Genomic DNA, 19,929 nt, shown 5'->3' with positions numbered 1-19,929 from the left:
GCCGCATCCATAGCGCGACCGTCCGGAATTACAAAATGAACCGGCTCAAATCCGCGTTCTTGGCGAGGTCGCCGACGTGCTTCTGCACGAAATCGGCGTCGACCCTGACGGTCTCGCCGCTGCGATCTGGGGCGGTGAAGGAGATCTCGTCCAGCACCCGCTCCATCACGGTCTGCAGCCGCCGCGCGCCGATGTTCTCGACGGTGGAATTCACGGCCACCGCGACGTCCGCAAGCGCGTCGATGGCGTTGTCGGTGATGTCGAGCGTGACGCCTTCGGTCTGCATCAGCGCGACATATTGCTTGATCAGCGAAGCCTCCGGCTCGGTCAGGATGCGGCGCATGTCGTCACGGGTCAGCGCCTGCAGCTCGACGCGGATCGGCAGGCGGCCCTGCAATTCCGGCAGCAAATCGGACGGTTTTGCGACGTGGAAGGCGCCTGAGGCAATGAACAGGATGTGGTCGGTCTTCACCGCGCCGTGCTTGGTCGAGACGGTGGTGCCCTCGATCAGCGGCAGCAGGTCGCGCTGCACGCCCTCGCGCGAGACGTCGCCGCCGGCGCGGCCTTCGCGGGCGCAGATCTTGTCGATCTCGTCCAGGAACACGATGCCGTTGTTCTCGACCGCACTGATCGCCTCCATCGTCAACTGATCGCTGTCGAGCAGCTTGTCGGATTCCTCGTTGATGAGGATCTCGTGCGAGCTCTCCACCGTCAGCCGCCGCGTCTTGCTGCGTCCGCCGAGCTTGCCGAAGATGTCGCCGATCGAAACCGCGCCCATCTGCGCGCCAGGCATGCCCGGGATCTCGAACATCGGAAAGCCGCTGCCGCCGCCTTGCGTCTCGATCTCGATTTCCTTGTCGTTGAGCTCGCCCGCGCGCAGCTTCTTGCGGAAGGAGTCCCGCGTCGCGGCGCTGGAATTGGCGCCGACCAGGGCATCAAGTACGCGCTCCTCAGCGGCGAGCTGCGCACGTGCCTGCACGTCTTTGCGCTTGCGCTCGCGGACCTGAGAAATCGCGACCTCGACGAGATCGCGCACGATCTGCTCGACGTCGCGGCCGACATAGCCGACCTCGGTGAATTTCGTCGCCTCGACCTTCAGGAACGGCGCGTTGGCAAGCTTGGCGAGCCGCCGCGCGATCTCGGTCTTGCCGACCCCGGTCGGGCCGATCATCAGGATGTTCTTCGGCAGCACCTCTTCGCGCAAGGAGCCTTCGAGCTGCTGCCGCCGCCAGCGGTTGCGCAGCGCGATCGAGACGGCGCGCTTGGCATCGGCCTGGCCGACGATGAAACGGTCGAGTTCGGAAACGATTTCGCGGGGGGAGAAGTCTGTCATGGGACCTTAGCTAGGATCAGATGCGGGGCGGGACAAGCCGCTTTTTTTGGCCGTCAGATGATCGGCGGACCCGATTGCCATAGTTTCACGGCCTCGATCGGATGGATCAGCATCAGGATATTGAGCGTCAGATTGTCGCGAATATGCAGCGCCAGCATGATTTCGAAGGCGAGCCCAAGCAGGATGGTCACTGATACAGGCAGCAGGCGCGCTACGAGGAAGCCCAGCATCATGGACAAATTGTCAGAGATCGAATTGACGATGCTGTCGCCGAAATAATCCAGCGAGATCGTGCCGGCGCGGTAGCGTTCGATGATGAAGGGCGAGTTCTCGACGATCTCCCAGGCACCTTCGATCAGAATGGCGATGATCAGGCGGGCGGGCCAGGACAGAGACACGAACGGCAGCCGCGCGAACAGCAGCCAGGTCAGCCCGTAAAACAGGAAGCCGTGCAGGATGTGCGAGAAGGTGTACCAGTCGGCGATGTGCTGCGAATTCTCCGAGCTGTTCACCACGCCATGCCACAGCTTGACATAGCCGCAGGTGCAGATCGGCACCCGGCCCATCGCAAGCAGGATCGAGGCCTGCATCGCCAGCAGCAGCAGCGCGATGCCGACCCAGGCGAGCGGCGGAAACGCGGCCTTGCTCTCATGCGTGGTTGCCAGCGTCATGGCTCGCGCACCATCAGGAGTGCGGGCCCGTCGGGCGTCTCGACCATGCGGTCGCGGACAAAGCCGGCCTTCTCATAGGCGCGCACGGCGCGCGCGTTGAGCGGATCAGGATCAGTGACGATGCGCGGCAGGCCCTGCCGCAACTGCGCGTCGGCGAATTGCCGGATGAATGCCGAACCGTGCCCGCGCGCGATCATGTCGCTTTCGCCGATGAACTGATCGATGCCAGGGGTGGCCTCCGGTTGCGGCCCAACACCCGTATTCCAGGCGGTCAGGCGGTAGCATTGAAGATAGCCGAACGGCTTGCCTTCGGCCAACACGATGAACTGGTCCATTGCCGGCTCGCCGAGATCGCCGCTCACGAGCGCGAACTGCTCGTCCGGATCGCCCCACCATTCCCGCACATGCGCTTCGCCCAGCCATCGCCGAATCAGCGGCAGAACGGCCGCGGTCATCGGGCGGAAGGTGTAGGCGAGGGCCATGGCCTACCCGGCCGACAGCGCTTCGATGGTCACATTGCGGTTGGTGTAGACGCAGATATCGGCGGCGATGTCGAGGGAGCGGCGGACGATGGTCTCGGCGTCCTTGTCGGTGTCGAGTAGGGCGCGGGCGGCCGCCAGCGCGTAATTCCCGCCGGAGCCGATCGCCATGACGCCGGCTTCGGGCTCCAACACGTCGCCGGTGCCTGTCAGCACCAGGGAGACGTCCTTGTCGGCGACGATCATCATGGCCTCCAGCCGCCGCAAATAACGGTCGGTGCGCCAGTCCTTGGCGAGCTCGACGGCGGCCCGGGTCAATTGCCCCGGATATTGCTCGAGTTTGGCTTCCAGACGCTCGAACAGCGTGAAGGCGTCGGCGGTGGCGCCGGCAAAGCCGCCGATGACGTCGCCCTTGCCGAGTTTCCGGACCTTCCTGGCGTTGTGCTTGATCACGGTCTGGCCGATCGAGACCTGGCCGTCGCCGCCGACCACCACCTTGCCGCCCTTGCGGACCGTCAAAATAGTGGTGCCGTGCCAGCCCGGCGAGCTGTTTGGGGAGTCCTGCATGAATGATCCTCGTTGACCGGGCTGATTTAGGCGGTCGGGAGCGGGGGCACAACGGGCCGCTCCGGGCCCAATTTGCTCACCATAGGCAGAAGTAGAGGCCCGGCCAGCCGTTGCCGCAGTAGCGAAGGCGTCATTTGGCTGTTAAAAGACCGGCGTTTTCGGCCCGAACTAGGATGGAAGCGTGTTTTGATGCGCACCGCGACGATCAAGCGCAAGACCAAGGAAACCGACATCGAGGTCACCGTGAACCTCGATGGCTCCGGCGTGTCCAATATCGCGACCGGCATCGGCTTTTTCGACCATATGCTCGATCTCCTCGCCCGCCATTCCCGCATTGACCTCACGGTCAAGGCGGTCGGCGATTTGCACATCGATCATCACCATACCACCGAAGACACCGGCATCGCGCTCGGCCAGGCCGTCAAGCAGGCGCTCGGCAACATGGCGGGCATCACCCGCTATGCCGGCGTGCACATGCCCATGGACGAGACGCTGTCACGCGTGGTCATCGACATCTCGGGCCGCCCGGTCCTGGTGTTCAAGGTCGACTTCCCCCGCGACAAGATCGGCGAGTTCGACACCGAATTGGTGCGCGAGTGGTTCCAGGCCTTCGCCATGAACGCCGGCGTGACTCTTCACGTCGAGACCCTATATGGCGATAACAGCCACCATATCGCCGAGTCCTGCTTCAAGGGTCTGGCACGGGCGCTGCGCACCGCCGTCGCGATCGATCCGAAGGCGGTGGGCGAAATCCCGTCCACCAAGGGCTCGCTCGGCGGCTGACATCTTTCGGCCCGCGGCCCGCGCCGTTTGCGGTATCACTGAATTCCTAGGGAACGGGGCATCGCCATGTCCGTCTACACAGTTCATGCTCCCTCCCCCGCAGGATCCGATCTGCGCGCGACCGACAAGTTCGTCTTCGTGCGCGACGGCTTCCATTTCTGGGCGATGATCTTCGGACCGCTCTGGCTGCTGTGGAATCGGCTGTGGCTGGCGCTGATCGGCTGGGTGATCTTCGTTGCCGCCTTCAACGTCGGGCTGTCCAGCCTCGGTGTCGGCCGTTCGTCGATCTTTTTCGCCGACATCATCGTCGCGCTGCTGATGGGATTCGAGGCCTCCAGCCTGCGCCGCTGGACGCTCTCGCGCGGTAAATGGCGACAGCTCGACGTGGTGATTTCCGACGACGAGGACACCGCCGAGCGCCGCTTCTTCGAGCGCTGGAGCCAGAAGCAGCGCGGCATCGTCAACGATCAATGGGCCGTCGATCGCGGTGGCCCGCCGCCGACCCGCAACGTGCCGGGTCAGCAATTCTCCAACCCGCCGCCAATGCCGGCAGGTGGCATCATTGGTTTGTTTCCAGAACCGGGAGGGTCAAGATGAGCGTCGCCATCATCGATTACGGTTCCGGCAATCTGCATTCGGCCGCCAAGGCGTTCGAGCGCGCCGCGCGCGGCATGGACAACCCGCAAAAGGTGTTCGTCACCAGCGATCCAGACCAGGCCTACAGCGCCGACCGTCTGGTACTGCCGGGCGTCGGTGCCTTCGCTGATTGCCGGCGCGGGCTCGATGCCGTCAACGGCATGGTCGAGGCGATCACCGAAGCGGTGCGCGTCAAGGCGCGGCCGATGTTCGGCATCTGCGTCGGCATGCAGCTGTTCGCCACCCGCGGCAAGGAGCATGTGATCACGCAAGGGCTGAACTGGATCGGCGGCGACGTCGAGAAGATCACGCCGAACGACGAGAGGCTGAAGATCCCGCACATGGGATGGAATACGCTCGATGTGCTGCGCGAGCATCCGGTGCTGGACAGGCTGCCGCTCGGCCCCAAGGGCCAGCACGCTTATTTCGTGCACTCCTACCACCTCAACGCCACCAACGAGGCGGACGTGCTCGCGCGCGCCGATTACGGCGGGCCCGTCACCGCGATCGTCGGCAAGGACACCGCGATCGGGACGCAGTTTCACCCCGAGAAGAGCCAGCGCTTCGGCCTCGCCCTGATCTCGAATTTTTTGCGATGGAAACCGTGATTCTCTTTCCCGCGATCGACCTCAAGAACGGCCAATGCGTGCGCCTCGAACAGGGCGACATGGCGCGCGCGACCGTGTTCAACCTCAATCCCGCTGCGCAGGCGGCGAGCTTCGTCGCGCAAGGCTTTGAGTATCTCCACGTCGTCGACCTCGACGGCGCGTTTGCCGGGAAGCCTGTGAACGCGCAGGCCGTCGAGGCGATGCTGAAGACGATCACGATTCCGGTGCAGCTCGGTGGCGGCATTCGCGATCTCGCGACTGTCGAAGCCTGGCTCGAAAAGGGCATCACCCGCGTCATCATCGGCACCGCCGCGGTGCGCGACCCCGAATTGGTGAAGGCTGCCGCCAGGAAATTCCCCGGCCGCGTCGCGGTCGGGCTCGATGCACGTGACGGCAAGGTCGCGGTCGAAGGCTGGGCCGAGACCTCGCAGGTGACGGTGCTGGAGATCGCACGGCGTTTCGAGGATGCCGGCGTTGCCGCCATCATCTTCACCGACATCGCGCGCGACGGCCTGCTCAAAGGCTTGAATCTCGATGCGACCATTGCGCTGGCGGATGCGATCTCGATTCCCGTGATCGCCTCCGGCGGCCTCGCCTCGATCGAGGACGTCAAGGCGATGCTGACGCCGCGCGCGAAAAAGCTCGCCGGCGCGATCGCCGGCCGCGCGCTCTATGACGGCCGACTCGATCCCGCTTCCGCCCTCGCCCTGATCCGCAACGCAGGCGCTGCCTAGGAGACCTCCGATGTTCAAGGTGCGCGTGATCCCCTGCCTCGACGTCAAGGACGGCCGGGTCGTCAAGGGCGTCAACTTCGTCGATTTGCGCGATGCCGGTGACCCCGTCGAAGCGGCGATCGCCTATGACGCCGCCGGCGCCGACGAGCTCACCTTCCTCGACATCACCGCGACCCATGAGAATCGCGGCATCATGCTGGACGTGGTCCGGCGCACTGCGGAAGCCTGCTTCATGCCCCTCACCGTCGGCGGCGGCGTGCGCGAGGTGAACGACATCAAGACCCTGCTGCGCGCGGGCGCCGACAAGGTCTCGATCAACAGCGCCGCGGTGTCACGGCGCGAGTTCGTCAAGGAAGCCGCCGAGAAATTCGGCGGGCAGTGCGTGGTGGTCGCGATCGACGCAAAGCGGGTCAAGCGCGCCGGTGGCGGAGAGCGCTGGGAGATCTTCACCCATGGCGGCCGCAACTCGACCGGCATCGATGCCGTCGAATATGCCCAGGAGGTGGTCTCGCTCGGCGCCGGTGAAATCCTGCTCACCTCGATGGACCGCGACGGCACACGGCAGGGTTTTGACATCCCGCTGACCCGGGCGATCGCCGACAGCATTCCCGTTCCTGTGATCGCCTCGGGCGGCGTCGGCAATCTCGACCACCTCGTCGACGGTATTCGCGACGGCCACGCCACCGCCGTGCTGGCCGCCTCGATCTTCCATTTCGGGGAATTCACCATCCGCGAAGCCAAGGAGCACATGTCCCGGCGCGGGCTGCCCATGCGCCTCGATGCCTGACGACTCCCGTTCCTAAAAATGCTAAATCATCGGCGGGAACCGGCTTATCCCGTCAGAAACCGGCCAATCATCGGCCAAGGCGCGTTTTCCGAGTATTTGTATGCCGCGTTTCACCATCCACGATCTGGCCGAGACCATCGACGCCCGCGCGGCAGCGGGTGGCGAGGCGTCCTATACCCGCAAGCTCCTCGACAAGGGCGCCGAACATTGCGCCAAAAAGTTCGGTGAGGAGGCAGTCGAAACCGTAATCGCAGCAGTCGAAAACGATCGCGCGCATCTGATCGCCGAAGGCGCCGACCTGCTCTATCATTTCCTTGTGCTGCTCAAGGCCCGCGGCGTAAAGCTGGAAGAGGTCGAGGCCGCATTGGACAAGCGGACCAATATGTCAGGGTTGGAAGAAAAGGCGTCGCGTAAGGGCGGCAGCTAGCCGAGGTGGAGAGTCGCGTCATGGATATCCGCGCACCCGAGCAGCAGTATAATCCGTACCGCGTCTATACGCGCGAGGAGTGGTCGCGACTGCGCGACGACACGCCGATGACGCTGGAGCCGGGCGAGTTCGACCGGCTACGCTCGCTGCACGACCGCCTCGACTTGCAGGAGGTCGAGGACATCTACCTGCCACTGTCGCGCCTGCTGTCGATCTATGTCGATGCGATGCAGCGGCTCTATTACGCGGAGCGCCAGTTTCTCAATATCCGCGACCGCAAGATGCCCTACATCATCGGCGTCGCCGGTTCGGTCGCGGTTGGAAAATCCACCACGGCCCGCGTGCTTCAGGCGCTGCTGGCGCGCTGGTCGCCGCGTCCCAAGGTCGAGCTGATCACCACCGACGGATTTCTGTATCCCAACGCCGTGCTGGAGCGGCAGGGCATCATGCAGAAGAAGGGTTTTCCGGAGAGCTACGACCTGCCGCTGCTGCTCAGCTTCCTCTCGGACATCAAGGCCGGCCGCCGCCATGTGCGCGCGCCGGTCTATTCGCATTTGACCTACGACATTGTGCCGAACCAGTGGGCCGAGATCGACCAGCCCGACATCCTGATCGTCGAGGGCGTCAACGTGCTGCAGACCGGCAAGCTGCCGCGTGACGGCAAGGCCGTGCCCGTGGTCTCCGACTTCTTCGATTTCTCGGTCTATATCGACGCCGACGAGGCCGCGCTGCGGCAGTGGTACATCAGGCGCTTCCTGTCGCTGCGCGACACCGCGTTCACCAATCCAAAATCCTACTTCAACCGCTACGCGCTGTTGTCGGACGAGGAAGCCACCGCCACCGCGATCGCGATCTGGGAACGCACCAACCTCGCCAATCTCGAGGACAACATCCTGCCGACCCGTCCCCGCGCGACCCTGATCCTGAAGAAGGGCGCCGATCACACGGTGGCGAGCGTGGCGCTCAGGCGGCTGTAGCAGCCTTGATGGACGGCGCCCTTTGTCAAATTTCGGGCTGAGTATCTTTTGTTGCAGACCGGCGAGGGGTATTTGGTTATGGCTTTCGGAAACGCAAACGGGCCCCATGGTTGATCGTCTCAGAAGCGCCGCCGAGCATCTCGAAGCACCGACCTGCCCGGACTGCCATATCGAGATGAAGTGGTTCCGCTCCGAACTGCTCGCGGACGAGCCGACCCCGATCATCGCGCATCTCTTCGTGTGTCCGCATTGCAAGCGCGCCGCCCAGGTAGACACCATGTTCAGGGGAGGCCAGGCGCCGCATGACAAGCTGTCTGCGCCGCGGTTTATGGCTTATGCCGCATAACGGTTCATCCCGTCGGAGCGCGCAGTGATGCCGAGCGCCCGGCCTGCTCCGCACCCAAGCTGACGTGCGTCGCCGGCAGGTGGCTCACTTGCCTGCCTTCGCGATCCAATCCGCAGGCTTGATGCGTCCTGCGAAAGCCGCCGCACCGGTGGTGCTTGCCCGGTAGACGAAAGCTTCGCCTTCCTGAGCGTCCCCGGCATCCTTGCCGAAGGCATCGGCGATGTTGGTCTTGTGGGTGACCAGGAAGGTTGGTGCCGGCCTTGGGCGGCGCATCGACGAGCTGCCGCACGGCCTGGCCCGCCTTTGCATTTGCACCGGTCGGATTTGCCATGCCCGACGCACTCGCGTTACTGCTGTCCGTCAATGCGTCGACCGGCTTGATCTCGCGGCCGGAGATCAGTCTGCCGGCCTCGATCGCGCGGTTCAGCCGGCTGGTGTAGACGTCGCCGATCGGGATCGCGAGTTCCTTGATGGCCGTCCCGATCTGGCGCGCCATGTCCCGGCCCTTTTCACTGAGCTGACGCTGGGCGCTCATGTCGTCGAATTTGAAAGGGTAGACATCCTTTTGGCTGTCGTCGGTAGCGGTGTGGCGAAACACCAGCACGTAGCCGCCTTGCTTGAGCGAGGCGATCAGTTGCGAGCTATCGGCCGCGGCGGCTTGAGTGGAACCACAGAGAAGAATCACGAAAGCGAGGCGGCAAAGCACGTTCATGCGAAATCCTCTGTTTAAATGCCCCAGAGGATGGTGACGTGCGACGCGGTCGATTTCAATTGTCGATTACCGGCCGAGATCAGGTTCCTATGAAATCCGAATCAAACCGCGAGCTGCCGCGCCGCCGCCAGTCCGGCCAGCGCCTCTTCCAGCTTCTCGCGATCGAGCGGCTTGATCAGAAACCCGTTCATGCCCGCTTCAAAGCAGGCGTAGCGATCTTCCACCAGCGTATTGGCGGTGAGCGCGAGGATCGGCGTGTGATGGCCGCCTCTAGCTGCCTCATGCGCACGGATTCGTTTTGTCGTTTCGATGCCGTCAAGCTGCGGCATCTGGATGTCCATCAGCACGAGATCATAGGGCGTGCCGGCCGATGCCGCGCCGAGCCAGGATTCCAGCGCGGCCTCGCCATTGATCGCGATGACGACGCGGTGGCCGAGTTTCGTCAGCAGCGAGCGCATCAACAGCGCGTTGATCTCGTTGTCCTCGGCGACGAGAACCGACAGGCCTTTCGCCGGTACCGCGGCGGTGGATGGGGCCGAGGGCTCCGGCGCGAGATCGGGCGAGGCGACCTCCGGGGGTAGCGTGAGGCGTGCGGCGAGCGAGGCCGCGCGCAGCGGCTTCACCAGGAAGCCCGTGAAGGCCGGCGAAAGTTTCTCGTGGCGCGAGCCGGACGTCAGCAGCACGAGGCGTTGCGTCGCATGACTGCGTGCGGCTTCGCCGAGGCGGTCGGCGGTGGCAGCGCCGAGCGCGCGATCGATCAGGACCGAATGCCATGAGCGTTCCGGCAGCAGCGCTTCCGCCACGGCGACGTCCGTCACCATGCAGGTCTGGCCGCCCCAGCGCTCCAGCCGGCGCGCGATCAAGGAGGCCTCGATGCCGTCGGCGATCAGCAGGATCGACTTGCCGGTGAGATCGGGACCGGGGAACGCCGTCTGTTCTGCGCCAGCGTGCGCTGGCGCGAGCGGAATCGCGACCTCGAAGGTCGAACCCTTGCCCGGCTCGCTCGTGAGCGTGATGCGGCCGCCCATGCGCTTGACGATGCGCTCGCTAATGGCGAGACCGAGGCCGGTGCCGCCATAGGTGCGGGCGACGCGTTCGTCGGCCTGCTCGAATTCGCGGAAGATGCGCTGTTGCGCGTCGGCTGCGATGCCGATGCCGGTGTCGCGCACCAGAAAACTGATCTCGTTCGGCCAGATGCCGGGCTCGACGATCAGCGCGACGCCGCCGCTCGCAGTGAACTTGATGCCGTTGCCGGCGAGGTTGAGCAGCACCTGGCGCAGCCGCGCGGCGTCGCCGACCACTTCGAGCGGCAGCCGCTCGTCGACATAGGCGGCGATCTCGAGCTGCTTCGCCTGCGCGCGCGGCGCGAGCAGCTCGGTGATGTCCTCGATCAGGGCCGAGAGCGCGAAGGGTCGCTGCTCGAGGTCGAGCTTGCCGGCTTCGATCTTGGAATAGTCGAGCAGCTCCTCGATCAGCGCCATCAGCGCTTCGCCGGAGGTCTTCACGGCCCTGGCGTAGGTCGACTGCTCCGGCGTTAGCGTGGTGTCGAGCAGCAGCCCGCCCATGCCGATGATGCCGTTCAGCGGCGTGCGGATCTCGTGCGAGGCCATCGCCAGGAAGCGCGATTTGGCCCGGTTGGCGGCGTCGGCCTGATCGCGGGCGTCGGACAGCGCGCGCTCGGTCTCGGTGCGGTCGGTGACGTCGCGTCCGACGCTCTGCAATTCGGCGGGCTGGCCGGCGTCGAGGCGGACATAGCCTTCGCGCCAGGCGATCCAGCGCGCGCCGAGCGGGGTTGCGATCTTCTGGTCGTGAATCCGCGTGCCGTTGCTCTCGCGAGCGCTGTCGCCCTGCTCCAGCACGGCGAAATCAAAGCGCGTGCCGACCAGCGCGCCGCGCGCCTGTCCGGCAAGCGCGCAATAGGCGTCGTTGGCGAAGGTGATGCAGCCATTTGTGTCGCGCAGCACGATCAGATCGCCCTGCTGTTCGAACAGGTTGCGGGCGCGTTCTTCCGCTTCCTTCAGCTCCCAATTGCGGTCGATCAGCGTTTCGTTGTGGGCAGCCAGCGCCCGCATCCGCTTGTTGACGAAGCGCAGGCGCATGCTGAGCGTGGCGAGGCCGAGGCAGGCGAGCGCGAACAGGAAGCTGACGCCGATCGCAAACGCATTGGGATCGTAGCCGGACGTCTCGGACCGGCTGCCGGAGACAAACCCATAGGCGCCGCCGAAGGTCGCCGAGAAGATCATGAAGGAGCGGATCGCAAAGGCGATTCGGGGGTGCTGTCGCCTGAAGCGGCGCATGCGCACCTTGATCCGGAACGTCCGACCCATCGCCACCGACCCGACTGTTTTCATAAAACGCTACGCTCGCTGTAAACGACGATGTGCCGCCGACCTTGCGAACAGTTTGAGGCCCTGCGACCGCCTCCAAACAGGGTTGACGAGGCGTTAACGGCGCAAAGCGACGCGGCTCAAAGCGAGGCGGCCTGGAGACGGCGGTGGCCGCCGCGGGCGCCGACGATCAGCGCCGCCGCCTCGCGCTGCGAGAAGGTTTTCGAGCGCACATAGACACGGTAATCCGCCGGCCCCTCGGTGGAGAGATAGATCACCTGACCGCCGTCGACGGGCTGCGCGGCAATCGAGATCAGGCGAGTCGAGGGGTTGGCCTGGCAGGACTCCGATTCCGAGCCGAGGCCGTCGTCGACGACGGCGAAGTCGGCCGCGTCCGCATCCCCGGTGATCTGAACCCGCACCGTGGCGCGCGCGGGATCATCGGTGAAGGCGACATGCACGCCGGCGGTCCAGAACAGCGACGTCAGCTCGACCGAGGTGTCGCCGAGGGCGATGCAGGGATGCGAGACCGATCCGATCTCGCTTCGGGTAAACACCGCGGCCGCCAACAGGGGAACAACCGACGCCAGGATCTTGAAACGCAACATGGCACGCTACTCGCCGGGCCCGGTACGGGGAACTGATGGGCCTTATGGTTTGCAGAGCGTAAAGGAAACTCGTTACCGCCGGGTTGATGCCGGTGTCCGGGGATGAGGATCTCAGTCGGTTAGGCGCTTCTGTTCGTTTTTCGCTCAACTTCAGTGAGAACCAAATAGCTGTTCTTGCCGAAGCTGATCGCCCACAGCGCCGCCCAGGCACCCCACCTGTTCCTGACCTCGATCTCGACGGTTTGGCCGGGAGTGGTGCGAACGACGAGCGGCTGGCTCCTGCCCCAATCAATGCTCGCCTCGATCGTGCAGGCGCCGGCCGGCAGCGTGATCTCCAACACGCCGTTGCGCGCAAGCTTCCCAACGCTGGTCCCGTTGACCCACAGCTCGTATGACCTCAGCCAATCAGCATATTGGGACGCACGAACAAATCTGATGGTGCAGGCATTGGCGTCGGTCATAGCTTCACTCTCGGGGAACGTGCTGTTCGTCAGGAAGATGCCGCGGGCGTATCGGTCAGGCGATCTGGCGCACATCCTCCGCGAGTGCGCGGTAGGACAAGGCCTCGGCGAGATGCAGCCGGCCGATCCTGTCGGCATGATCGAGATCGGCCAGCGTGCGCGCCACCCGCAGCACGCGGTGATAGCCGCGCGCCGACAGCCGCATGGTCTCGGCGGCGTCGCGCAGCAGCTTCTGGCCTTGCGCATCCGGCTTGGCGATCTCCTCCAGCACCGAGGCCGGCGCTTCGGCATTGGTGCGAACCTTCGGCAGGCCGGCATTCGCGTACCGTGCCAGCTGGATGTCGCGCGCGGCGGCCACGCGCGCGGCGACTTCGGCCGAGCCCTCTGCGGGCGGCGGCAGGATCAAATCGGCCGCGGTCACTGCGGGAACCTCGATGCGCAAATCGATGCGGTCCATCAGCGGCCCCGAGATGCGGGCCTGGTAGTCGCCCGTGCAGCGATCGATGCGGCCGCGCTTGCAGGCATAGCCGGGCTCGAACGCATTGCCGCAGCGGCAGGGATTCATCGCCGCGACCAGCATGAAGCGTGCGGGATAGGTGACGCGGTGATTGGCGCGGGACACCGAGACCTCGCCGTTCTCCAGCGGCTGGCGCAGCGAATCCAGCACGCGCGGATCGAATTCGGGGAGCTCGTCGAGGAACAGCACGCCCTGATGCGCGAGCGAGATCTCGCCGGGCCGGGCGCGCATGCCGCCGCCGGTGAGCGCAGCCATGCTGGCGGAATGATGCGGCGAGCGAAACGGCCGCCGCGCCGTCAGTGCGCCGCCCTCGATCTCGCCGGCAACAGAGGCGATCATCGAGACCTCGAGCAACTCGCCCGGTGACAGCGGCGGCAGGATCGAGGGCAGGCGTGCCGCCAGCATCGATTTGCCGGCGCCGGGCGCGCCGATCATCAGCAGGTGATGGCCGCCGGCGGCCGCGATCTCCAGCGCCCGCTTGGCGCTCTCCTGGCCCTTGATGTCGCGCAGGTCGAGCGGCGAGCTTGCTGCTTCATGCACCTTCGGCACAGGCCGCGACAGCACCTGCGTTCCCTTGAAATGGTTGGCTATCTGGATCAGCGAACTTGCGGCGATGATCTGGATGTCCGGGCTCGCCCATGCCGCTTCCGAGCCGCAAGCCGCCGGACAGATCAGCCCCTCCTCCCGCACATTGGCCCCAATCGCCGCGGGAAGAACACCGGCCACCGGCGCGATCGATCCGTCGAGGCCAAGCTCGCCCAGAACGGTGAAGCCGGTCAGCGCATCCGGAGGGATCGCGCCGATCGCCCCCATCAGGCCGAGCGCGATCGGCAGGTCATAATGGCTGCCCTCCTTGGGCAAATCGGCGGGCGCGAGATTGACGGTGATCCGCCGCGCCGGCAGCGCCAGCCCCGAGGCGATCAGCGCCGAGCGGACCCGCTCGCGCGCCTCCGACACCGCCTTGTCCGGGAGACCGACGATCGCGAAGGCCGGCAGACCGGGCGCGACCTGCACCTGCACGTCGACCGCGCGGGCCTCGATCCCCTCAAAGGCGACGGTAGAAACCCGCTGAACCATGCCCGAACCAGCCTGCCCTTTTGCACAATTAGGGGTAGCAGAGCGGGCCAATTCTTGCAAGAACAATACAGGAACGCGTCGAGGGGCGCCGGAAGGTCCTAACCAATCGTAAACACGACGAAGACACTACGCCTCGAATGCAAGCTGCTCTGCTCAGCACATTCCAACGAATGTCCGCTACTCTTAGGGGTGCGGGATGGGCCGTGGTCTAACGGGTGAACAATTCAAATGCTTGCAAATCGCCGGAGAAGCGAACGACGGATGTGCACGCGGCTCGCCAAGATTCATTTTGGCGCGGGTTCGCTGCCGCGGGACTGCACGATCACGGATATTTCGGATGGCGGCGTGAAAGTCGTGGCGGAATTTCTGGAAGTGCCGCCGCAATTCACCATCATCTTCGCGCCCGACTATTCCCGGCAGTGCCGCCTGCGCTGGCGCATCGGCTGCGAGTTCGGCGCTGAATTCACCGACTGAGCTTTCGGAAGCGCCCCGCCTTAACGGGACTTTAGCGTTAATCGGTAAGCATCTCTGATCAGTCGCCGAGTGATCAGAGTATGTCCAAGCGTTTGTCCGTCGCCTCTCTTCCGGCGAGATATCTGTTTTCCGCGCTTCTGATCCTGGCCCTCGGCGGCTGTCAGACAACCGGCATCGAGGACATCACCGGCGCGCTCGGCGGAAAGTCGGACACGGCTGGCAGGGCCGAGGCCAAGCCGGACGTGAAGCCGGACATGGATGCGCTGCGCGAGCGCTATCGCGCCAAGCCTGGCGATCCCAACGTCGCGCTCGAATACGGCAAGGCGTTGCGCCAGACCGGCCAGCGCGCGCAGGCGCTCGCGGTGCTGGAGCAGGCCGTGCTCGCCCATTCCAGCAACAAGGCGCTGCTCGCCGGCTACGGCCGTGCGCTCGCCGACAGCGGCAGTTTCCAGCAGGCGTTCGACGTCCTCGGCCGCGCGCATTCGCCCGAGGATCCCGACTGGCATATCCTGTCGGCGCAAGGCGCCGCGCTCGATCAGCTCGGTCGCAACGAGGAGGCGCAGCAATATTACGCCGCCGCGCTGAAGATCGTGCCGGACGAGCCGTCGGTGCTGTCCAATCTCGGACTGTCCTACATGCTGCAGAACAATCTGCCGCGGGCAGAGGAAACGATGCGCCGGGCGCACGAGCGCAATCCCGCCGATCTCCGGGTGCGCGCCAATCTCGCGCTCGTGCTGGGACTCGAAGGAAAGCAGGCCGAGGCCGAAGCCATCGTGAAGGCGGACCTGCCGCCGGATCAGGCGGCGGCCAAGGTCACGGCGCTGCGGCAGTTGCTGGTGAAGAAGCAGCAGCGGGCGGAGAAGTAACTCGCTCGCGCGCGTCAGGATGCCGTGTCAGGAAGCCTTGGTCCGAACGCCTTGCTCAGAACGCCTTGCTCAGGATGCCTTGCGATGCGGGGCTGACCCGCGACCCGACCTGCCCTTCAGCTTCTTCAGCAGCGGCCCGAGCAGCGAGCGCTTCGGCTTCTTCACTTCGCCCCGCCCGGCGAGGCGGTTCGCCATGTTCTGGAACAGCTCGGTGGTGCGGTGGCTCTTGGAGACCTCCGCGATCATCTGGCCGTTGTTGGCCGCGGTCGAGAACAGCTTCGAATCGAACGGGATCACCGCGATCGGCTGGCTCTCCATGGTCTTGGCGAAGGCCTTGACCTCGATCTCCGCCCGCTTGGGCATGCCGACCTGGTTGATGCAGTAGAGCGGCGGCCGGTCGTTCGGCCGCGCCGCCTTCAAGACGTTCAGCATGTTCTTGGTGTTGCGCAGGTTCGCAAGATCGGGCTCGGCCACGATGACGATGTCGTCCGCGTTGACCAGCGCGCGACGGGTCCAGCCCGACCATTGATGGGGAACATCGAGCACGATGCAGGGCGTGGTCATGCGCAGCGTGTCGAACACCGCGTCAAAGGCCTCCGCGCCGAAATCGTAGACGCGGTCAAGGGTGGCGGGCGCAGCAAGCAGGCTGAGACGCTCGGTGCATTTGGAGAGCAGACGCTCTATCAGGGCCGTGTCCGGCCGATCCTGCGACAGCACCGCATTGGCGATGCCTTGCACCGGGTCCTGGTTGTAGTCGAGACCCGCGGTGCCGAAGGCGAGGTCGAGATCGATCACGACGGAATCGAGCGCGAGGTCGCGGGCGATGGTCCAGGCCACATTGTGCGCGACGGTGGAGGCACCGACACCGCCCTTGGCCCCGACCACCGCGATGACGCGGCCGGTGATGATGGTTTCGGACGCCGAGAACAGGCTGCAGATCGAGCGGACGACGTCGAGCGTTTCGACCGGTCCCACCACATAGTCGTTGACGCCGCGGCGGACCAACTCGCGATAGGGCGCGGTGTCGTTGGGATTGCCGATCACGACCACACGGGTGCCGGGATCGCAGACGCCGGCGAGGTCGTCGAGGCCCTCGAGGATGTCGCGGGTGCCGTCGGATTCGATCACGATGACGTTCGGCGTCGGCATCGTTTCATAGACTTCGATTGCCGCCGCGAGGCCACCGTCCTTGGCCGTGAGATGCGCCTTGGCGAGACGGCGATCCTGCCCGGCCGCGGTCACCGCGGCGAGCGTCTGCTCGGTCTCGCAAAAGGCTTGCACGGAGATGCGAGGAACCGGCGCAATGTGTTCCTCGGGGTGCTGCGGATCGTCCGCTTCTTCGTCGTGGACGCGTGTCATCTGCCTGTATCGCTGAGTTTGGCCTTGTCGGCGTCTGGATTGCTGCTCGCGATCGGCGTGCCCTTGCGATAGCGCTCGAAGGCCATGTCACGCCGTGCGTTATAGACCGGCGTCTCGGACCGCGGCTGCTCCAGGTCGGCCGGATTGTCGATCATGGCCGCGAGGTTGCGCTGGCTGGCGCAGCCCAGATTGAAATAGGGCCGGTTCTCGTTGTAGCCGGGGTCGAGGATGGAGGGGCCGATATCTTCCGGCCACAGCCCGCAGGGGCCGGCGACCGCGGCGATCCGGGAATAGCTCAGGCGGATGGTGGGCAGCAGCCCTGGATCCTCGGGCTGATAGGGATGCTGGACGATGGCACGCGATGGCACGCCGACGGATGCGAGCACGGAACGGATCTCGTGATAGGTCGCCGCCGCCGCGCGCGAATTCGCCGCGTTGACCGGGACGTCGACCACGACCGAGCCGGTGCCTTCGCGCACCCAGTCCCGGGCAATGCCGGCGACGTCCGCGTGCTGCGCGGCCGAGAGGCCGCCGCGAGCCTTGCCGACGAATATCACGATCGACTTCTTGGCTTCCTCGACCGCGATCGGGTGACGCTGGCGATAGTCGGTCGGCACCGTCTGGGTGACGATCTCGCCGGTGGTGTTGCAGGCGCCCAGCATGACGGAGAGCCCCGTCAGTGCCAGCGCGACGCTCAACCCGCGACGTCGATCGGCCATGGTCTTCGTCATCGCTTCATCCCCTCGTGCCCCGTCTCTTGCCCCGTTCCTCAGGCTGTCCGTTCGTCGTCAGTCGATGATGAAGCCGAAATCGCCGGGCGTGCCCGCGATCGGATCGACGCGGCGCGCGACGCCATAGAGGCGGTTCATGCGACCGAGCAGCGCCGTCTGGGCGTCAGACGCCGGGGCGAAGCCGTCGTCGGGCCGGGACAGTTCCTTCTGAGCCACCGCGCGCACCACATAAGGCGTCACGATCACCATCAGCTCGGTCTCGTTGTTGACGAAGTCCTGGCTGCGGAACAGCGCGCCGATGATCGGTACCTGGTCGACGCCGGGCAGGCCGTTGATCGCCTGTTTGGTCTGCTGCTGGATCAGGCCGGCCATGGCCATCGAACCGCCCGAGGGAATTTCCAGCGTCGTTTCGGCGCGACGGGTCTGGATCGAGGGGATGGTGATCGAGTTGGTCGAGCTCGACGACAGCGCCTGGGTCACCGTGATGGCGCTTTGGTTCGACAGCTCGGACACCTCGGTCATCACCCGCAGGCTGATCCGTCCCTCGCTCAGCACGACCGGGGTGAAGTTCAGGGAGATGCCGAACTTCTTGTAGGTGATCTGGGTGGTGCAAACGTGGGTGACGGGATCGCAGGCATAGCCCGAGGGAATGGGGAATTCGCCGCCGGCGATGAAGGTGGCGGATTCGCCGGAGATCGCGGTCAGGCTCGGCTCGGCGAGCGTGCGCATGACACCGGCACTTTCCATCGCGCGCATCGTGGCGCTGACGGTCGCGAAGCCTTTGGTGAGACCGGCGACACCTAATCCGTTGTTGCTGACGATCGGTCCGCCGCTGACCGAGAACGGGTTGGAATTGTTGAAGTTCACCACCGCGGTGCCGGCGTTCAGACTGGCGCTGAGATCGACGCCCAACTGCTTGACGATATCGCGGCGCACTTCGCCGACGACGACCTTGAGCATCACCTGGTCGCGGCCGCGCACGATGATGTTATTGACCACCTTGTCGGAGCCGCCGACCAGTTTCGCGGCGACGTCGCCGGCCTGCTGGGCCTCGACCGGGCTCGACACCGAGCCTGTCAGCATCACGCTGTCGCCGACGCCTTCGATCTGCACGCCCGGCAGCGACTGGCGCAGCGCCGTGCGCATGCCGTTGAGATCGCGCTTCACCGCGATATCGTAGGCGGCGACCTGCTGGCCGTCGGCGGCGAAGAACACGACGTTGGTCTGGCCGACCTGTCCGCCGATGATATAGGCGCGTTGGGCCGAGCGGATCACGGCATTGGCGATCTTGGGATCGGCGACCAGCACGTCCTTGACGTCGCGCGGCAGGTCGATGACGGCGGACTTGCCGACGCCGAGCGACAGGAAGCGCGTCTTCGCCGGCGCGATCGTCCCGACCGGCGAAACATCGAGATCGGCTGCCTGCATCGGCGCCTGGTCGCCGACCGGCGCATCTGCGGCGCTGACGACATCGGGGGCTGCGAGGAGCCCCAGGGTCAGCATCGTCCCCGTCCAGAACGAGCGCGCGCGATTCCCCCGAATGCGCATGCCCGTCCGATCATCCCCGTAGTTCATCATGTCCCCATCACTTCTGTGACGTCAGTTGCCGCGCCTGTACGCCGTAGCGGATCACGTTGACCCCGCCGGACCGCTTGCTCGCCTGGTCCTCGGGCGTGCTGTCGACCGAGTTGGCATCGACGATGCTGCGCAGCGCGAGTGTCAGCGTGCCGCCCTGGCGCGCTGCCGATAGCGCGGCGACCTGGTCGGGTTTAAGCTCGAGCGTGACGGTCCTGCCGACCACGGCGTTCTGGCCGTCCTTTTCCTTCGGCGCCTGGTCGATCGCGAGCACGCGGATATTGGTCAGGATCGCTTCGGATAGGATGAGGTCGTTACCGGCGGCCCCGTCAGGATTCTTCAGGCGGCGGGTCAGCATGATGTCGACGCGGTCATTCGGCAGGATGAAGCCGCCGGCGGCAGTCTCGGCTGAAATCTCGGTGGAGACGGCGCGCATGCCCGACGGCAGGATCGCGGCCATGAAGCCGGAGCCGTCGGCCCTGACCAGCTTCTGCTCGCGGATTGGCTCGCCCTGCATCAACGGCACGCGTGCGATCGAGCCTGCAATCTGGATCTGCGCCTCGGGCCTGTTGTCGCGGCGGATGAAGGCGCTGCTCGCGGTCGCGGCCGGCCAGAGCTGCCATTGCAGGTCCTCGGGCTTCACGGCTTGACCGAGCTGAATGTCGTTCTTGGCGACCAGGACCTCGACCGTCGGCAGCTTCTCGGCGACGGGGAGAACGGGCGCGGGCTTATTGTCATAGCCGCTCGCCAGATACGCAGCGACGCCGCCGGCGCCCAGCGCGATGACGAGAACGATAATGCGTGCGGTGTTCATACGCTTCTACTCTTACGCAGGGTACTCGAACCGCACCTGGCGGGTCCCCGTGTCGATGAG

General features: G+C 65.3%; 22 protein-coding genes and 1 pseudogene. 10 read left to right on the top strand and 13 right to left on the bottom strand.

The features are described from left to right. Positions 1-28: 28 nt before the first annotated feature. From hslU to hslV, 4 genes are read right to left on the bottom strand one after another with little or no spacing between them, the layout of a single operon-like run. Positions 29-1,333 (bottom strand): ATP-dependent protease ATPase subunit HslU, encoded by a 1,305-nt coding sequence (gene hslU / locus BcanWU425_RS00940; RefSeq protein ID WP_018459633.1) that lies wholly within the window; start codon positions 1,331-1,333, stop codon positions 29-31. Between the two features lie 53 nt (positions 1,334-1,386). After that, the gene (locus BcanWU425_RS00935; RefSeq protein ID WP_018459632.1) at positions 1,387-2,004 is read right to left on the bottom strand and encodes a DUF2585 domain-containing protein; all 618 of its coding nucleotides are present in this window, start codon (positions 2,002-2,004) and stop codon (positions 1,387-1,389) included. Continuing rightward, complete coding sequence (locus tag BcanWU425_RS00930) at positions 2,001-2,486, bottom strand: GNAT family N-acetyltransferase (protein WP_204512925.1); 486 nt, start codon at positions 2,484-2,486, stop codon at positions 2,001-2,003. Before BcanWU425_RS00930 ends, BcanWU425_RS00935 begins: the two co-directional genes overlap by 4 nt. A 3-nt stretch (positions 2,487-2,489) precedes the next feature. Then, positions 2,490-3,050, bottom strand: a complete 561-nt coding sequence (gene hslV, locus BcanWU425_RS00925) for an ATP-dependent protease subunit HslV (protein ID WP_018459630.1) — start codon at positions 3,048-3,050, stop codon at positions 2,490-2,492. A 189-nt stretch (positions 3,051-3,239) separates the two neighbouring features. Between hslV and hisB the strand changes: the two genes are divergently transcribed. From hisB to BcanWU425_RS00885, 8 genes are all read left to right on the top strand, one after another. Beyond that, complete coding sequence (hisB, locus tag BcanWU425_RS00920) at positions 3,240-3,833, top strand: imidazoleglycerol-phosphate dehydratase HisB (protein ID WP_007604059.1); 594 nt, start codon at positions 3,240-3,242, stop codon at positions 3,831-3,833. Positions 3,834-3,899: 66 nt separating this feature from the next. After that, the gene (locus BcanWU425_RS00915; protein ID WP_018459629.1) at positions 3,900-4,430 is read left to right on the top strand and encodes a DUF2628 domain-containing protein; all 531 of its coding nucleotides are present in this window, start codon (positions 3,900-3,902) and stop codon (positions 4,428-4,430) included. Then, positions 4,427-5,077: an imidazole glycerol phosphate synthase subunit HisH gene (gene hisH, locus BcanWU425_RS00910; RefSeq protein WP_018459628.1), complete on the top strand. Its 651-nt coding sequence runs from the start codon at positions 4,427-4,429 to the stop codon at positions 5,075-5,077. The genes BcanWU425_RS00915 and hisH overlap by 4 nt, the downstream gene beginning before the upstream one ends. Continuing rightward, the gene (gene hisA, locus BcanWU425_RS00905; RefSeq protein WP_166517632.1) at positions 5,065-5,811 is read left to right on the top strand and encodes a 1-(5-phosphoribosyl)-5-[(5-phosphoribosylamino)methylideneamino]imidazole-4-carboxamide isomerase; all 747 of its coding nucleotides are present in this window, start codon (positions 5,065-5,067) and stop codon (positions 5,809-5,811) included. The genes hisH and hisA overlap by 13 nt, the downstream gene beginning before the upstream one ends. 10 nt (positions 5,812-5,821) lie before the next feature. Then, on the top strand, positions 5,822-6,598 hold the full coding sequence (hisF, locus tag BcanWU425_RS00900; RefSeq protein ID WP_204512926.1) for an imidazole glycerol phosphate synthase subunit HisF: 777 nt from the start codon (positions 5,822-5,824) through the stop codon (positions 6,596-6,598). A gap of 100 nt (positions 6,599-6,698) precedes the next feature. Beyond that, entirely contained in the window at positions 6,699-7,025 is a 327-nt protein-coding gene (locus tag BcanWU425_RS00895) for a phosphoribosyl-ATP diphosphatase (RefSeq protein ID WP_007598445.1), read from the top strand. A gap of 20 nt (positions 7,026-7,045) precedes the next feature. Continuing rightward, positions 7,046-8,002, top strand: coding sequence for a type I pantothenate kinase (coaA, locus tag BcanWU425_RS00890; RefSeq protein ID WP_007598451.1), 957 nt, complete (start codon positions 7,046-7,048; stop codon positions 8,000-8,002). A 106-nt stretch (positions 8,003-8,108) separates the two neighbouring features. Further along, positions 8,109-8,348, top strand: a complete 240-nt coding sequence (locus tag BcanWU425_RS00885; protein WP_018459625.1) for a hypothetical protein — start codon at positions 8,109-8,111, stop codon at positions 8,346-8,348. An 84-nt stretch (positions 8,349-8,432) separates the two neighbouring features. On the opposite strand, the pseudogene BcanWU425_RS00880 reads toward BcanWU425_RS00885, so the two are convergent. From BcanWU425_RS00880 to BcanWU425_RS00860, 5 genes and pseudogenes are all read right to left on the bottom strand, one after another. Then, positions 8,433-9,060 (bottom strand): annotated as a pseudogene (locus tag BcanWU425_RS00880) (histidine phosphatase family protein). A gap of 101 nt (positions 9,061-9,161) precedes the next feature. Continuing rightward, positions 9,162-11,387 (bottom strand): PAS domain-containing hybrid sensor histidine kinase/response regulator, encoded by a 2,226-nt coding sequence (locus BcanWU425_RS00875; protein ID WP_204514031.1) that lies wholly within the window; start codon positions 11,385-11,387, stop codon positions 9,162-9,164. Positions 11,388-11,527: 140 nt separating this feature from the next. After that, positions 11,528-11,995 carry a hypothetical protein gene (locus BcanWU425_RS00870; RefSeq protein ID WP_204512927.1) on the bottom strand — a complete coding sequence of 156 codons (468 nt, stop codon included), beginning with the start codon at positions 11,993-11,995 and terminating at the stop codon, positions 11,528-11,530. A gap of 119 nt (positions 11,996-12,114) precedes the next feature. Further along, the gene (locus BcanWU425_RS00865) at positions 12,115-12,456 is read right to left on the bottom strand and encodes a hypothetical protein (protein WP_204512928.1); all 342 of its coding nucleotides are present in this window, start codon (positions 12,454-12,456) and stop codon (positions 12,115-12,117) included. A 55-nt stretch (positions 12,457-12,511) separates the two neighbouring features. Further along, positions 12,512-14,050, bottom strand: a complete 1,539-nt coding sequence (locus tag BcanWU425_RS00860; protein WP_204512929.1) for a YifB family Mg chelatase-like AAA ATPase — start codon at positions 14,048-14,050, stop codon at positions 12,512-12,514. A gap of 228 nt (positions 14,051-14,278) precedes the next feature. On the opposite strand from BcanWU425_RS00860, the gene BcanWU425_RS00855 reads away from it, so the two are divergent. Together BcanWU425_RS00855 and BcanWU425_RS00850 are read left to right on the top strand one after the other, a co-directional pair. Continuing rightward, the gene (locus BcanWU425_RS00855; protein WP_007598461.1) at positions 14,279-14,524 is read left to right on the top strand and encodes a PilZ domain-containing protein; all 246 of its coding nucleotides are present in this window, start codon (positions 14,279-14,281) and stop codon (positions 14,522-14,524) included. 80 nt (positions 14,525-14,604) lie between these two features. Beyond that, positions 14,605-15,390 carry a tetratricopeptide repeat protein gene (locus tag BcanWU425_RS00850; protein WP_204512930.1) on the top strand — a complete coding sequence of 262 codons (786 nt, stop codon included), beginning with the start codon at positions 14,605-14,607 and terminating at the stop codon, positions 15,388-15,390. 69 nt (positions 15,391-15,459) lie between these two features. Here the strand turns inward: BcanWU425_RS00850 and BcanWU425_RS00845 are convergent, their stop codons facing one another. The 4 genes from BcanWU425_RS00845 to cpaB are packed head-to-tail and all read right to left on the bottom strand — an operon-like array spanning position 15,460 to position 19,869. Beyond that, positions 15,460-16,749, bottom strand: coding sequence for an AAA family ATPase (locus BcanWU425_RS00845; RefSeq protein WP_085349264.1), 1,290 nt, complete (start codon positions 16,747-16,749; stop codon positions 15,460-15,462). Next, the gene (locus tag BcanWU425_RS00840) at positions 16,746-17,480 is read right to left on the bottom strand and encodes a CpaD family pilus assembly protein (protein ID WP_204512931.1); all 735 of its coding nucleotides are present in this window, start codon (positions 17,478-17,480) and stop codon (positions 16,746-16,748) included. Before BcanWU425_RS00840 ends, BcanWU425_RS00845 begins: the two co-directional genes overlap by 4 nt. Before the next feature lie 57 nt (positions 17,481-17,537). Next, positions 17,538-19,055: a type II and III secretion system protein family protein gene (locus BcanWU425_RS00835; RefSeq protein WP_026233853.1), complete on the bottom strand. Its 1,518-nt coding sequence runs from the start codon at positions 19,053-19,055 to the stop codon at positions 17,538-17,540. 10 nt (positions 19,056-19,065) lie between these two features. After that, positions 19,066-19,869, bottom strand: a complete 804-nt coding sequence (cpaB, locus tag BcanWU425_RS00830; protein WP_085349267.1) for a Flp pilus assembly protein CpaB — start codon at positions 19,867-19,869, stop codon at positions 19,066-19,068. Positions 19,870-19,929 lie beyond the last annotated feature (60 nt).

This window comes from Bradyrhizobium sp. WU425, assembly GCF_021052305.1.
In the GTDB taxonomy this organism is placed as follows: domain Bacteria; phylum Pseudomonadota; class Alphaproteobacteria; order Rhizobiales; family Xanthobacteraceae; genus Bradyrhizobium; species Bradyrhizobium canariense_D.
Note: the sequence above shows the minus strand (reverse complement) of the source record. Positions and strands in the feature narration are given on the sequence as shown.

Excerpts from the sequence above, each read along its gene's own strand:
- hisF (WP_204512926.1), top strand. The coding sequence starts at position 5,822 with ATGTTCAAGGTGCGCGTGATCCCCTGCCTCGACGTCAAGGACGGCCGG.
- hisB (WP_007604059.1), top strand. The coding sequence starts at position 3,240 with ATGCGCACCGCGACGATCAAGCGCAAGACCAAGGAAACCGACATCGAG.
- cpaB (WP_085349267.1), bottom strand. The coding sequence starts at position 19,869 with ATGAACACCGCACGCATTATCGTTCTCGTCATCGCGCTGGGCGCCGGC.
- BcanWU425_RS00930 (WP_204512925.1), bottom strand. The coding sequence starts at position 2,486 with ATGGCCCTCGCCTACACCTTCCGCCCGATGACCGCGGCCGTTCTGCCG.
- BcanWU425_RS00840 (WP_204512931.1), bottom strand. The coding sequence starts at position 17,480 with ATGACGAAGACCATGGCCGATCGACGTCGCGGGTTGAGCGTCGCGCTG.
- BcanWU425_RS00875 (WP_204514031.1), bottom strand. The coding sequence starts at position 11,387 with ATGGGTCGGACGTTCCGGATCAAGGTGCGCATGCGCCGCTTCAGGCGA.
- BcanWU425_RS00915 (WP_018459629.1), top strand. The coding sequence starts at position 3,900 with ATGTCCGTCTACACAGTTCATGCTCCCTCCCCCGCAGGATCCGATCTG.
- BcanWU425_RS00885 (WP_018459625.1), top strand. The coding sequence starts at position 8,109 with ATGGTTGATCGTCTCAGAAGCGCCGCCGAGCATCTCGAAGCACCGACC.
- BcanWU425_RS00860 (WP_204512929.1), bottom strand. The coding sequence starts at position 14,050 with ATGGTTCAGCGGGTTTCTACCGTCGCCTTTGAGGGGATCGAGGCCCGC.
- BcanWU425_RS00845 (WP_085349264.1), bottom strand. The coding sequence starts at position 16,749 with ATGACACGCGTCCACGACGAAGAAGCGGACGATCCGCAGCACCCCGAG.
- hslV (WP_018459630.1), bottom strand. The coding sequence starts at position 3,050 with ATGCAGGACTCCCCAAACAGCTCGCCGGGCTGGCACGGCACCACTATT.
- BcanWU425_RS00835 (WP_026233853.1), bottom strand. The coding sequence starts at position 19,055 with ATGAACTACGGGGATGATCGGACGGGCATGCGCATTCGGGGGAATCGC.
- BcanWU425_RS00865 (WP_204512928.1), bottom strand. The coding sequence starts at position 12,456 with ATGACCGACGCCAATGCCTGCACCATCAGATTTGTTCGTGCGTCCCAA.
- coaA (WP_007598451.1), top strand. The coding sequence starts at position 7,046 with ATGGATATCCGCGCACCCGAGCAGCAGTATAATCCGTACCGCGTCTAT.
- BcanWU425_RS00895 (WP_007598445.1), top strand. The coding sequence starts at position 6,699 with ATGCCGCGTTTCACCATCCACGATCTGGCCGAGACCATCGACGCCCGC.
- BcanWU425_RS00855 (WP_007598461.1), top strand. The coding sequence starts at position 14,279 with ATGCTTGCAAATCGCCGGAGAAGCGAACGACGGATGTGCACGCGGCTC.
- BcanWU425_RS00870 (WP_204512927.1), bottom strand. The coding sequence starts at position 11,995 with ATGTTGCGTTTCAAGATCCTGGCGTCGGTTGTTCCCCTGTTGGCGGCC.
- hisA (WP_166517632.1), top strand. The coding sequence starts at position 5,065 with ATGGAAACCGTGATTCTCTTTCCCGCGATCGACCTCAAGAACGGCCAA.
- hisH (WP_018459628.1), top strand. The coding sequence starts at position 4,427 with ATGAGCGTCGCCATCATCGATTACGGTTCCGGCAATCTGCATTCGGCC.
- BcanWU425_RS00850 (WP_204512930.1), top strand. The coding sequence starts at position 14,605 with ATGTCCAAGCGTTTGTCCGTCGCCTCTCTTCCGGCGAGATATCTGTTT.
- BcanWU425_RS00935 (WP_018459632.1), bottom strand. The coding sequence starts at position 2,004 with ATGACGCTGGCAACCACGCATGAGAGCAAGGCCGCGTTTCCGCCGCTC.
- hslU (WP_018459633.1), bottom strand. The coding sequence starts at position 1,333 with ATGACAGACTTCTCCCCCCGCGAAATCGTTTCCGAACTCGACCGTTTC.